This is a genomic window from Serratia sp. CY71090 (assembly GCF_052166845.1).
GTDB classification, from domain to species: Bacteria; Pseudomonadota; Gammaproteobacteria; order Enterobacterales; family Enterobacteriaceae; genus Serratia; species Serratia nematodiphila.
This window is the reverse complement of sequence record NZ_JBJNOA010000002.1, coordinates 36291-49235: the sequence shown is the minus strand read 5'-3', so window position 1 is coordinate 49235 and position 12945 is coordinate 36291. Positions and strand designations below refer to the sequence as shown.

Here is a 12945-nt window from a genome sequence, read left to right as displayed (position 1 = left end):
CGGCGCGATTGAGCGGCGATAAGGCCCCGCTGCGCGGGGCCTGTTGCTCTCTCAATCCCCCAGTCCCGGCGGGTTAATCTCGGAATGGGCAATCTTCTCGTCGCTCTCCGCCCAGCGATCCAGCACCTGCAGATAGCTGCCGTTGGCGATGGCGCTGTTGAGCGAAGCCTGCACCGCGTCCACCAGGCCGTTGCCTTTCTTCAGCGTGACGGCGATGTTGGCGGTCTTCGGCCAGCCGCCGGGCACGATGCCCACCAGCCGGGTTTTACCGGTCAGCCGCGCCTGATAAGCGCCGGAAACGTTGGGTCCGAAGGTGGCGTCGGCGCGGCCGGACTGAATAGCCAGCGTGGAGGCGGCCTTGTCGGTGACATACACCGGCTGCAGCGGCGCCAGCCCTTTGGCGCGGTTCTCTTTGTCCCAGGCCAACAGCACCGCTTCCTGATTGGTGCCGGAGTCGACGATGATCTTTTTACCGGCGATATCCGGCGCGGTTTTGATCTGGGTGATTTTACTGTCGGATTTGACGTAGAAACCCAGCGTATCCTGCCGATAGGTGGCGAAATCGAATTTGGTCTTGCGTTCGTTGGTCACGGTGATGTTGTAAACCGCGGCGTCATATTTGCCGGAGGCCACCCCCAGCGGCCAGTCTTCCCACGAGGTGGGCACCAGCTTGAGTTTCAACCCCAAACCGTCGGCCACCAGGCGCGCAATGTCCGCCTCGCTGCCAATCACCGTTTTATTGTCGCGAGCGTACAGTCCGAACGGCGGGCCGCTGCCCAGCAGAGAAATGGCGACCGTCAGCGTGCCGGGTTCCACGAACCGGAAGCCGGCGGGGATTTTGGCCACGGCTTCGGCGCTCTTCACCGTGTGGATCGGCGTTTCGTTGGCGACGAGATCCACGCCTGGTGCGGCGGCGGCGGAAAAACTCAGCAGCGCCGCAATCACTATCATCTTTTTGCTATATATCATTATGTTAATTACCTTCATTATTATGGGTGTCACACGGTCGTTGCACTATCTCTAAAGGCGGCAGATCTGTGAACGAACAAAATCAACTAACCAATCTTGGAAAAATCATGAGGCGCCTCTGGCGGCGCTGAATCGATCGAGGATGAACCATGTCGTCGCGTTTTGCTACGTTGGGCCGCATACCGCGCGGCGTGTGGGTATTGGGTGGCGTGAGCCTGCTGATGGACGTTTCCTCGGAGATGATCCATAGCCTGTTGCCGCTGTTTATGGCGACGACGCTCGGTGCCAGCGTGATCGTCATCGGGTTGATCGAAGGGCTGGCGGAGGCGACGGCGTTGATCGTCAAGGTGTTCTCCGGCGTGCTCAGCGATTACCTCGGCAAACGCAAGGGGCTGGCGCTGCTGGGCTACGGGCTGGGCGCCATCAGCAAACCGTTTTTCGCCATCGCGTCGTCTTCCGGCATGGTGATGAGCGCGCGCCTGCTGGATCGCGTGGGCAAAGGCATCCGTGGGGCGCCGCGCGATGCCCTGGTGGCCGACGTGACGCCGCCGGAGATCCGCGGCGCGGCTTTCGGGCTGCGCCAGTCGCTGGATACCGTCGGCGCCTTTTTAGGGCCGCTGCTGGCCGTCGGCCTGATGCTGCTGTGGCACAACGATTTTCGCGCCATCTTCTGGGTGGCGGCGATCCCGGCGGCGCTGGCGATTGCGCTGCTGTTTTTCGGCCTGAAAGAGCCGGCCGCCGCGATAACCCACAAGCGCACCAACCCGATAACCCGCGCCAACCTGCGGCTGTTGGGGCGCAGCTATTGGTGGGTGGTGAGCATCGGCGCGATCTTTACGCTGGCGCGTTTCAGTGAAGCGTTCCTGGTGTTGAAGGCGCAGCAGGGCGGCACGCCGCTGGCGCTGATCCCGCTGGTGATGGTCGCCATGAATCTGGTCTACGCCTGCTCGGCCTATCCGTTCGGAAAACTGTCCGACCGCATGAGCCATGAAGGATTGCTGAAAGCCGGGCTGCTGGTGCTGATCGCCGCCGACCTGGTATTGGCGCTGAGCGATCATTGGGCGGGCGTGCTGTTTGGCGTGGCGCTGTGGGGCGTGCACATGGGCATGACGCAGGGACTGTTGGCGGCGATGGTGGCGCACACTGCGCCGGCGCACCTGCGCGGCACCGCGTTCGGCATGTTCAATCTGATCAGCGGCGCGGCATTGCTGCTGGCGAGTCTCGGGGCCGGAACCCTGTGGGAACTGTTCGGTTCCGCCTCCACCTTTTACGCCGGGGCGATCATCTGCGTGGTGACGCTTATCGGCATGAAGCTGGCACCGTTCGGCGAACGGCAGGGCGCTTAGCGGCCCTCGACAGATTGCGGCATCGCCTGCAGCAACTCGGGCACCTGCTGGGACTCCACCGCCTGGCTGAACAGAAAACCCTGGCCGATATGGAAACCGGCTTCGCACAGCGTTTGGCGCTGCTGCTCGGTTTCCACGCCTTCGGCGATGATATCGATCGACAGCTTTTGACCGAGAATGCCGATGCTTTCCACGATCGCCAGGATCGCCGGTTCGGTGTTCATGCGTTGAATAAAGTCGCAGTCCAGCTTAATGCAGTCCAGCGGGTAATCCATGATATGGCTGAATGAGGAGTGGCCGGTGCCAAAGTCGTCCAGCGCGATGCGGATACCCATCTCTTTGAGCATTTGCAGCGCGCGCAGTACGTATTTCGAACCGTGCTTGTTGAACGCGTGTTCGGTCACTTCCAGTTCGATCAGGTGATGGGGAATGCGGAACTTCAGCAGACGTTGCAGAAAGGTTTCGGCGTAGTTGTCGCGTAAAAACTCGATCGGCGACACATTCAGCGAAATAGGCCGCACCGCCACGCCGGCCGCGCGCCAGCGGGCGATATCGGCGAAGACTTTCAGCTGCATGGCTTCGCTGATCTTGGTTGCCAATTCGTAGTCGTTGAACGCCTCGCTTACCGTCGCCGGCAGCTGTACACCGTTTTGCGGGCAGTGCCAGCGCAGCAGCGCTTCAAAGCCGACGATGCTGCCGTCGATCAGGCAGACTTTCGGTTGGTAGCTGGGGCGGATGCAGTTGTCGCGCACGATCTGGCGCGCGTAGTTGAGCTGGCTGGCGCGGGCGCGGGCTTTGTCCATCATCTTGCGATCGAACATGTAGACGCCGCCGCGGCCGCCGTCTTTCAGTTCATACAACGCGGTATCGGCGCATTTCATCAGCTCCGAAGCGTCGCGAGCGTCTTTGGGATAGATGGCGCCGCCGATGCTCATGCCGCAATGCAGCGTCTTGCCGCCGTGGGTGATCGGCGTCTCCAACTGCAGCAGAAACTTGTTGGCGATGCGGAAAATATCCTGCTCGTTTTCGACATCGCTGATCACCACGGCGAACTCGTCGCCGCCGAGGCGGGAGACGAACGAATGCGCACTCATGCAGGCGCTGAGCCTTTTACCCAAGACCCGCAGCAGATGGTCGCCCGCCGCGTGGCCCAGCGTGTCGTTCACCAGCTTGAAGTGGTCAAGATCCAGCAGCATCAGCCCAAGCGACTTTTTGCCGTGCAGGGCGCGTTTCATCTCTTGCTTCAGCTTTTTCTTGAATAAGCGCCGGTTGGGCAGGCCGGTCAATTCGTCATATTCGCTGGCGAGCAACAGACGTTGTTCCATCACGCGTTGCGACGTCACGTCGCGCGAGACGCACAAGATCTCGGCCACGGCGCCGTGTTCATCGCTGACCGGTGTGAGAATGTTGTCCCAGTGCTGTTTTTTACCCTGCGGCGTCACGCTCAATCCGGTGAAGCGCGCATTTTTTCCGGCTCTGACGTTGCGCAGCGCCTTGCTGCCGCGGCGACGGATCTCGGGGGACAGCAGCCCCAGCCAGGGCATGCCAAACTCTTTTTGCGCCGGATCAAGACCGAGCGCCAGGCTGCCGGAGCGATTCATGTGGCGCAGCGTGCCGTCGTGATTGATCACTTTGATGCAGTCGACGCTGGCGTCCAGCATGTCTTGCTGGATAGAGAGCGCCTGAACGTTTTGCTGGCGTTGCAGCATTTGCGGATGGATGTCGGTGGCGGTGAGGTACCAGCTGGGCTCCTGCGCCATGCCGTCCTGACGGGCGTTAAACGCCAGCATAAACCACCGGTAGGCGCCGCTGCGCTCGCGCAGACGGGCTTCGCCGGCGAACGAGGATAGGGCAACGATCGCCTGGCGCCATTGCGCGGCCAGGCGATCGCGATCGTCGGGATGCAGTGCATCGAGCCAGTCTGCGGCGGCATGCTCACCGGCGATGGCGCCGGTATAGTCGCGCCACTGCTTATTGAAGTAACCGCCAAGGCGGTTGCCGAAGCAAATCAGACCCGGCAAGTCGTCTACGATTTCGCTATAGAGATCAATCGGATTTTTGTTATTACTCTGCTTGGGCAACAGGGTCATGCGGTATTTCCTCGGAAAATTACCCATATTCTTGCTCTATAGCAGAGCCTCTTTCAATATAGTCATTGCCAATGAAAATGGGAATAGCCAGCGGGCGCGGCTAAAAACCGGCCTGGTAGCATGAAATAGATTACGCAAGAACGCATTAGGAATACTCCTGTTATTTATAAGCCCCTCTTATATTGCATCGAAAAATAAGTGCTCCGACCACGATGCTTTACTGTCGGAAAAAGTAATCAATATTGATGTTTCAATGTGGCGAAATGTTTAGCTGCCATGCTGTTGTTGCGCTCGGCATTTTGCTTGCGCTATGCACCAATACTGAAGAAATCCTCGCTTATGGCGGTGATGCTCACCATTTCATGCACGTTTCAACAGGTGCCGAAGCACGGTTCCCGGGCGATTACGAGAAAAGTGATGATATAAATCAAGAAATGTTTTGTTTCATCTGTTGACACTTTGCTGACGTGTGAGATAGCCTCGCGAATGATAATCATTAGCAAAACTGGATGGTATCGCAAATGCATTCACGTAATGATCCCCAGGTAGCGGTTCGGACGACAGGCAACGTTCATCACACGAGACCACGTCTGCTGTGGTCTCTGGCAACGAGACAATGTATCGAACGGCTGCTGTCATCAGGCCTCTTGGGCGGCATCTTCACTTAGCCTCAACCAGCAGATCCCAGTATTAAGCCATGGCCGGATCAAGGCGGCTATTATTTCCACGCATTTTTCGCGGATATATCGCGTTCTCACGGAGTTGCATACGTTCTCAATCATGGGTAAGGAGGCCTCGGGCGGTTAAAATTAAATTTACTCTCTGGGTGTAAATGAATTTGAAAAAAGAATGGGGCGTATCGGGTTATCGCTATTCTCAGGACTTTGATTAACCCCAAGAGACATTTCGGATGTCATATTAATACTAGCTTCTTTGTGGAGAAAGCTATGGGTAATACCATGAATGGAAACAAAACAGGTTGGGACAGTGTTAGCGATCTTATTCACTACCATGAGCGCGGGAATGGTTTGACGATCAATAATAAACCGTCCTATGACATAAATGATGCGGGGTTGCAGATAGCGCGCAGCGATAAAACCTGGAATGGCGTTCACGTCACGGGCAAAGATGCGACGGTGACCTATTCATTCCCGGATTGGGAATATAACGAACTGAACCTGGGCCACCGCTCCTCAGAACGCGATACGGGGCTAAGTGCGTTCACGCAACATCAACAAGAACAGGCGAAGTTATCTTTGCAATCCTGGGCCGATGTTGCCAACCTAAAGTTTGTCGAAGTGGCATCGGATCAACCTTCCAATATTACTTTTGGGAATTATGAGGGGAAAGGGCAAGCGTATGCCTTGAAACCATTCTCATATAATGGCAATGACTACAGAGGATACAATTCTGATGGGCAAAGTTGGTATAATATTAAGAACCATTCTGAAAACTTGCATCCTGAGCTGGGTAATTACGGCCGTTTAACCATTACCCACGAAGTTGGCCATACTCTCGGGTTAGATCATCCGGGAACGTATAATGCGGGGCAAGGAAGCCCAAATTATACCAAGGCAGTTTACGCCGAAGATACCCGGCAGTTTAGCGTAATGAGTTACTGGAATGAATCCATTACCGATGCGGATCATGGCCACTACTATGCCGCTGCACCGCTGGTTGATGATATCGCGGCCATCCAACATCTTTACGGTGCCAACATGACCACCCGAACCGGCGACACCGTTTACGGGTTTAATTCAAATACAGACCGAGACTTCTATACACTCAAGGGCAGCCACGACAAGCTGGTGATGTCTGTCTGGGATGCAGGTGGTAATGATACCCTTGATTTCTCGGGGTATAGTCAAAATCAACGTATCAACCTGAACGAAGGCGCTTTCTCCGACGTCGGGGGATTAAAAGGGAATGTTTCCATCGCTGCCGGTGTCACCATCGAAAACGCGATAGGGGGCTCAGGTAATGACATTATCGTTGGGAATCACGCAGACAATACGCTCAAAGGCGGCGCCGGCAATGATGTTATTTACGGCGGGGCTGGTCAGGATCAATTATGGGGAGGAGACGGTAATGACATTTTTGTCTTCTCTGATCTTAATGACTCGCCTGTTCAGGCACCTGATACAATTTGGGACTTTGAGTCAGGCAAGGACAAGATCGATCTGTCCTTCTTCAACCAAGGCGATAAAGGCAGTGATTTCATTCAGTTCGTCGATCATTTCAGCGGGCAGGCCGGTGAGGCGCTATTGTCCTATGATAGCCAGAACAATCTGAGTGAACTGGCCTTCAACATCCAGGGCGGTGCAAATCCAGACTTCCTGGTGCACATCGTTGGACAGGCTGACGTCGCTGTTGATTTTATCGTTTAAAATGGCAACGGTGGGCGATGATGCCCACCGTTTCACATGGGCCACCTATGTATAAATTTATTCTTGTCGGAATAATATTCTTGTTTTCAGGAGTCTCTATGGCAAGCAGCCTGGTTTTACCTTCCGCCGAAACGCTATCCGGGCAGTGGACGGTCAGTGATAAATCAAAATCTTGTGTTGTGCAGCTCAATACGGAGAGTGTAGATTCGGCTGGCGGCTATAGCCTGAAATTCTTGTCTGATTGCACGCCAGACGTATTGCCGCAAGAGCCTGCCGCATGGCGTCCTGCCCCCGATGGCATTGCGCTGTTGGACAAGGATGGGCTAACCGTACTTTTCTTCTCTCAGGAAGACGATCATTACCGTAGTCAAATCTGGGCAGAGACAGGAAAGATCTTGAAGAGAAATAACTAGCCAACAACGCCTTCTTATCCCTCGGCCTCGGCCGGCGCTTCTGAACGCGGTCATCACGTTTCACGTCGCTCCGCTCACGACTTTCTGAGATATCGTCCCCTTGGTTATTCGTTGCCTTGCTGCGTTTATATTGCGTCGGGTGGACACCGGCGCAATATCAGCCGGCAACGAACAGCCGCTGTTGCCAGTGCAACAGTTGTGTCAGCGTGATTGGCGCAGCGGCAGCAATGGTCGCGCGATTTTCCAACGCAATCTCCCGCGCGCGTTGCAACGGCTCGGCGCTGAGGCGTTGCAAGTTTTGTTGCAGCGCCTGTTGCGTTTGCTCCAGCTCACCAACGCTAACGTGCGTCAGCTCATGATGCATCTGCTGCAAGAATTCGTCGGTTAACTGCCGCAGCTGTTCCGCGGTGAACGTCGGGGATTGCAGCGCGAACAGCAGGCCTTCGGCATGGGTGCAGCGGTGGAAGGCACATTGCACCACGTAGCCCACGTTGCGTTCCACGCGCAGCCGCTGAAAATAGCGCGGCGCGTAAAGCCGGGCCAGCACGCGCAGCGCCCAGCGGCCTTCGGCTTCATCGCTTTGCAGCGGGTAAAATTTCAGCAAGGCGTGTTCGGCGCCGCTTTCCGTCAGCGTGACAGGAGGATGTAAACGCGGCGGCGTTTGCGGCTCAGCCGTTATGGCGTAGGGGAAGTCATACAGCAAATGTGACAGCCGCCGTTTTAACTCGCCATCGCCGCCGACCAGGGTGGCATGCCAGTGTGGCGCGGTTGCCGTAGAGACGTTCAACGCCGCCGGCAATTGGGCTAACAGGCGGCGAATGGCGATATCGTTTTGTTGTTTTAACTGCGCGTGGCGCAGGTTTCTCGCCGCCTCGTTGATGACGGCCGGCGGCTGCGCCGCCAGGGCTCGGTTCACGACGTTCAGGCCGTGGCAGATCAGCCCGTGGCTGCCCGCCAGCTGCAGCAGCCACACACCCTGGTGGCGTTCGACGCTTAAATGTCCCTCCCGATGCGCTAACTCGGCCGCTCCGGGGCGCAATGCCGCCTGCAAACCACAGGCCTGTTCTTCGCTGAGTGCGCCATGCGACGATGGGCGCAGCAACAGCACCGGCTGCGCCTCGCCGGAACGTAGATGCTGCAGCGGCGCCTGGCCGGCCGGCAAGGGCGGTATCGGCAGCGCCGCCGAAGCGGAGAAAAAGCGGAAAGGCTCCACTGTAGGCGTCAGCGCGGCGCCGACGAAGGGGCCAAGGGTCAGCGGCAGCCCTTGGATTTCGCGCGTTTCACCGCCCCCCTCGGGCAGCACGGCCAGGCGGCGGCGCGGCGCTGCCATCAGCATAGCGAGTTGCCGTGTCCAGTCGTCATGCTGTTCCGTCGGCGGCAGCCCCAATGCCCGGGCCCGCAGCTGATCGAGCGGCGCCAAACGGTGAAAATCGCGGTTCGCCAGTTGCCCGAAATGCGCAAGCTGGCCCGGTGTCAGCGAGTTCAGCGCCTGCAGCCATGCCAGCAAGGCGCTTTCGATATGGGCGGCCTCAGACGCCGAGCCGTGATTGACGGTGAAAATAAAACTCAGCAGGGCGCAGTTTTCGCCGCAGCAGGCATAATCCAGACGAACGGCGTCGCCCCACGCGTGCGCGCGCAGCCGTGCCAGCAGCCCGCCAGGGGCATCGTCCAGCAATAAACGCTCAAGCCGTCGCAGCCAGCCGCGTGAACGGCAGTGCGGCAGGGCAAACACCAGCCGCAGCTGCGGCGCGCCGGGAAGATACAGCGTGTAATCTTGTCCGGCGGCCAGCGGCGGCAATGTCTCGGGCGGCGCGGCGCTGCCCGACGGCAAGCCGCCACCGTAGCGTTGTGCCAGCGCATGCAGCTGCTCGAGCGATTGCGGGCCTTGCAGCCACAGCGTCATGTTCGGTGTGCGGTAATAGTGGTGGTGAAACTGCCGCAACGCCTGCTGCAATGCGGAAATATCGCTGCCGAAAGCGGCGCGGCTGCCGATATGAAAGCGATGCAGCGCGTCAAATCCGCTGAACATCTGCCGCTGCGCCGCTTCGCAGCGGGTTTCACCGTCGGCGCGCAACAGGCGGTATTCGGCGTCGATGACCTCGATCTCCTGGGCGATGGCCTCAGCCGCCAGCTGCGGGGCGGCGAGCATATCGCTCAGCCGAGCCACCCCCTCCGCCAGAGGGTCAGCGCCCACCTCAAAGAAAAACGCGGTTTGCGTGGCCTGGGTGGTGGCGTTTAGCCGGCCGCCGGCCGCCTGCGTCCAGCCCATCAGCCCATCTTGCGCGCTGAAGTTCGCGCTGCCGCGAAACAGCATATGCTCCAGCAGATGCGCCAGGCCGGGCCAGGCGGCAGGCGCCTGAAAGCTGCCCGCCTCGATGCGCACCAGCGCGGCGGCGGCCTCGGCGCCAGGGGTGCTTATCGCCCTGACGGCCAAACCGTTATCGAGCTGCCACGAAGCGGCGAGTGTCATCGTTAGCCCTTGAAGATCAGTCGGGAGTTGGTCTGATTGCGAAAACGCAGCTGATCGATACCGATCTGCGAGCGATTCGCCGCTTCACGCGCCGCCAGAATGGTGCCGTGGTGCGGCGATTTGCCGCACACCGGGTCGGCGTTGTCGGCGTTGCCGGTCAGCATGAACGCCTGGCAGCGGCAGCCGCCGTAGTCTTGCTCTTTCTCCGAACAGGAACGGCAGGGCTCCGGCATCCAGTCATAGCCGCGATAGCGGTTAAAGCCGAAGGAGTGGTACCAGATATGCTGCAGATCGTGCTCCAGCACCGACGGAAACGTAATCGGTAACTGACGGGCACTGTGGCAGGGTAACGCCATGCCTTCCGGCGTCACGCTCATGAAGATGGCGCCCCAACCGCCCATGCAGCCTTTAGGCCGCTCCTCGTAGTAATCCGGCGTGACGAACAGCAGGTTGGCCAGCTTGCCGTCGGCAGCCATGCGCTCGCGATAGCGTTTCACCACCGCTTCTGCCTCGGCGATCTGCTCGCTGGTCGGCAGCAGGCCTTCACGGTTCAGATGCGCCCAGCCGTAGAACTGGCAGGTCGCCAGCTCGACGTCGTCGGCATCCAGCTGGATCGCCAGTTCGATGATGCGGTCGATCTGGCCGATATTATGGCGATGCAACACGAAGTTGAGCACCATCGGATAGCCGAGCGCCTTGACTGCCCTGGCCATCGCCAGCTTCTGCTGAAACGCCCTGGCGGAGCCCGCCAGGGCGGCGTTCAGCGTTTCGTCGCTGGCCTGAAAACTGATCTGAATATGATCCAGCCCGGCGTCGGCGAAGGTTTGCAGCTTTTTCTCGGTCAGGCCGATGCCGGAGGTGATCAGGTTGGTGTAAAACCCGAGATCGCGCGCGGCGGCGATCAGCTCGGGCAGGTCTTTACGCACCAGCGGCTCGCCGCCGGAGAAGCCGAGCTGCACGCTGCCCATCGCCCGCGCCTGGCGAAACACCTCTATCCACTGCGCGGTGGTCAGCTCTTTTTCCTGCGCGGCAAAATCGAGCGGGTTGGAGCAGTACGGACACTGCAGCGGGCAGCGGTAGGTCAGCTCCGCCAGCAGCCAGAGGGGCGGATTCACCGCCGGCGCACGTGGTTCAGTCACGGAAGGTCACCCATTTTTGTTCGTAGGCGCGCTGGAAAAACTCCAGCACGTCGTCCGCCAACCCTTCGGCACCGGGGAAGCGGGCGTTCAGCTGGGCAATGATGCCGTTCAGCGTGGTGTGGCCGTCGACCAGCTGCAAGATGGCGGCGGCGCTGTCGTTCAGCTTGGCCATGCCCTCCGGGTAGAGGATCACGTGGCTGTTTTGCACCGGCTCCCATTGCAGGCGGTAGCCACGGCGGAATACCGGGGTGTGTTCAGGATTCAGCGTCATTACACCAGCCTCTGGTTGTGCCAGACCCGCGCGGCGGTCACGCTGTGGTAAGGCGGGCGGTTCAGGGTATAGGCCATGCTCATGGCGTCCAGCATGCTCCACAGAATGTCCAGCTTGAACTGCAGGATCTCCAGCATGCGCTGCTGCTTTTCAACGGTATCGCAATAGTCCAGCGCCAGCGCCAGGCCGTGTTCCACGTCGCGGTTGGCCTGGCCGAGGCGGCTGCGGAAATAGTCGTAACCGGCGGCGTCGATCCACGGGTAGTGCTGCGGCCAGCTGTCGAGGCGCGACTGGTGGATCTGCGGCGCGAACAATTCGGTCAGCGAGCTGCAGGCCGCTTCCTGCCAACAGGCGCGGCGCGCGAAGTTGACGTAGGCATCCACCGCGAAACGCACGCCGGGCAGCACCCGCTGCTCGGATAGCAGGGCGTCGCGCTGCAGCCCAACCGCCTCGCCGAGGCGCAGCCAGGCCTCGATGCCGCCTTCGCTGCCGCCGTAGCCGTCGTGATCCAGGATGCGCTGCACCCATTTACGGCGGGTTTCCGGCTGCGGGCAGTTGGCCATGATCGCCGCATCCTTGATCGGAATGCTGGTCTGGTAGTAGAAGCGGTTGGCCACCCAGCCCTGGATCTGCTCGCGGGTCGCTTCGCCGTTGTGCATCGCGATGTGATACGGGTGATGGATATGATAATAAGCGCCTTTGGCGCGCAGCGCCGCTTCAAATGCCTGCGGCGTCAGGGGGCGTGGTTGCGTCATGGCGATTCCCTACAGTTCGATATTCATGCCGTCCCAGCTCACTTCGATGCCGGCGGCGGTCAGGCTCTGCCGTTCCGCGGAGTCTTCATTGAGGATCGGGTTGGTATTGTTAATGTGGATCAGGATCTTGCGTTTGGCGGGCAAGGCGCTGAGCAGGGCCGCCAGCCCGTGCTCTTCCGCCAGCGCCAGGTGCCCCATGTCCTTGCCGGTATTGCGCCCCACGCCGGCGTTGGCCAGCTCGTTGTCGCGCCACAGCGTGCCGTCGATCAGCAGGCAATCCGCCCGGCGCAGCCAGGGCATCAAGGCCTCGTCCGGCTCACCCAGGCCCGGTGCGTACAGCAGACCGGCCCCGCGCGCGGTATCTTCGATAAACAGCGCCACGTTGTGGCCCGGCAGCGGGCGATCGCGGTACGGCGAATAGGGCGGCGCGTTGCTGAGCAGCGGAATGGCGGTGAAGCGCACGCTTGGACAGACCGCCGTGCGGAACGGTTCGCCGGGCGTTACCGGGTGATGAATCAACCCGCCGTTCCAGTGAGAGAGCATGGGAAACACTGGGAAACCGGTGCTGAGATCGTCATGCACTTCAGGGGTGCACCAGACGTGGTGCGGGCAGCCCTCACGCAAATTGAGCAAGCCCGCGCAGTGATCGATCTGGCTGTCGGTCAGCACGATCGCGCCGATGCCGGTGCCGCGCAGCACGTCGGGATTGTTCAATTCGGGCGAGGCCAGCAACTGATGGCAAATGTCCGGGGAAACGTTGCACAGCACCCAGTTTTTACCGTCATCGCTGACGGCGATGGAAGACTGCGTGCGGCGCGTGGCGGTGATGCTGTGGTCGCGAACGCCGCGGCAGTTGTCGCAGTTGCAATTCCACTGGGGAAAGCCGCCGCCCGCTGCCGAGCCGAGAACTTTTATCTGCATGTCTAAATCAGAAGAAAAGGGAAAGAAATGCCCGCGCGAAAGGCGGGCAGACGGGCGATTAACGGTTGGAAATGTACAGCGTCACTTCCAGCCCCAGACGCAGGTCAACAAACTCAGGTTTAGTCCAGGTAGTCATAGCGGTGCTCCTTTACATGCATCGTGATAGTTCGAGCCCAATGAGAAA

General features: G+C 59.4%; 11 protein-coding genes. 3 read left to right on the top strand and 8 right to left on the bottom strand.

Features of this window, described 5'->3' with window-relative positions:
* Nucleotides 1-51 precede the first annotated feature (51 nt).
* Nucleotides 52-969, bottom strand: coding sequence for an ABC transporter substrate-binding protein (locus tag ACJ8OK_RS05825; RefSeq protein WP_021504584.1), 918 nt, complete (start codon nucleotides 967-969; stop codon nucleotides 52-54).
* 149 nt (nucleotides 970-1118) lie between these two features.
* Here ACJ8OK_RS05825 and ACJ8OK_RS05820 point away from each other — a divergent pair, with 149 nt between their 5' ends.
* The gene (locus ACJ8OK_RS05820; RefSeq protein WP_099982545.1) at nucleotides 1119-2315 is read left to right on the top strand and encodes an MFS transporter; all 1197 of its coding nucleotides are present in this window, start codon (nucleotides 1119-1121) and stop codon (nucleotides 2313-2315) included.
* On the opposite strand, the gene ACJ8OK_RS05815 is transcribed toward ACJ8OK_RS05820, so the two are convergent.
* A complete protein-coding gene (locus tag ACJ8OK_RS05815) occupies nucleotides 2312-4405 on the bottom strand; it encodes a putative bifunctional diguanylate cyclase/phosphodiesterase (protein ID WP_048323433.1) in 2094 nt (697 codons plus the stop codon). The two genes, ACJ8OK_RS05820 and ACJ8OK_RS05815, sit on opposite strands and share 4 nt — an antisense overlap.
* A gap of 947 nt (nucleotides 4406-5352) precedes the next feature.
* Between ACJ8OK_RS05815 and ACJ8OK_RS05810 the strand changes: the two genes are divergently transcribed.
* On the top strand, nucleotides 5353-6792 hold the full coding sequence (locus ACJ8OK_RS05810; RefSeq protein WP_213929701.1) for a serralysin family metalloprotease: 1440 nt from the start codon (nucleotides 5353-5355) through the stop codon (nucleotides 6790-6792).
* Nucleotides 6793-6890: 98 nt separating this feature from the next.
* Nucleotides 6891-7205, top strand: coding sequence for an AprI/Inh family metalloprotease inhibitor (locus tag ACJ8OK_RS05805; RefSeq protein WP_004928502.1), 315 nt, complete (start codon nucleotides 6891-6893; stop codon nucleotides 7203-7205).
* 157 nt (nucleotides 7206-7362) lie between these two features.
* Here ACJ8OK_RS05805 and pqqF read toward each other — a convergent pair whose 3' ends face one another.
* The 6 genes from pqqF to pqqA are packed head-to-tail and all read right to left on the bottom strand — an operon-like array spanning nucleotide 7363 to nucleotide 12897.
* Nucleotides 7363-9675 (bottom strand): pyrroloquinoline quinone biosynthesis protein PqqF, encoded by a 2313-nt coding sequence (pqqF, locus tag ACJ8OK_RS05800; protein WP_306403568.1) that lies wholly within the window; start codon nucleotides 9673-9675, stop codon nucleotides 7363-7365.
* A 2-nt stretch (nucleotides 9676-9677) separates the two neighbouring features.
* Nucleotides 9678-10814, bottom strand: a complete 1137-nt coding sequence (pqqE, locus tag ACJ8OK_RS05795; RefSeq protein WP_374930283.1) for a pyrroloquinoline quinone biosynthesis protein PqqE — start codon at nucleotides 10812-10814, stop codon at nucleotides 9678-9680.
* Entirely contained in the window at nucleotides 10807-11085 is a 279-nt protein-coding gene (gene pqqD / locus ACJ8OK_RS05790; RefSeq protein WP_004929309.1) for a pyrroloquinoline quinone biosynthesis peptide chaperone PqqD, read from the bottom strand. The genes pqqE and pqqD overlap by 8 nt, the downstream gene beginning before the upstream one ends.
* A complete protein-coding gene (gene pqqC, locus ACJ8OK_RS05785; RefSeq protein ID WP_085058685.1) occupies nucleotides 11085-11840 on the bottom strand; it encodes a pyrroloquinoline-quinone synthase PqqC in 756 nt (251 codons plus the stop codon). The genes pqqD and pqqC overlap by 1 nt, the downstream gene beginning before the upstream one ends.
* 9 nt (nucleotides 11841-11849) lie before the next feature.
* Nucleotides 11850-12761 (bottom strand): pyrroloquinoline quinone biosynthesis protein PqqB, encoded by a 912-nt coding sequence (gene pqqB / locus ACJ8OK_RS05780; RefSeq protein ID WP_135637835.1) that lies wholly within the window; start codon nucleotides 12759-12761, stop codon nucleotides 11850-11852.
* Nucleotides 12762-12819: 58 nt separating this feature from the next.
* Nucleotides 12820-12897: a pyrroloquinoline quinone precursor peptide PqqA gene (pqqA, locus tag ACJ8OK_RS05775; RefSeq protein ID WP_004937827.1), complete on the bottom strand. Its 78-nt coding sequence runs from the start codon at nucleotides 12895-12897 to the stop codon at nucleotides 12820-12822.
* Between the last annotated feature and the right edge of the window lie 48 nt (nucleotides 12898-12945).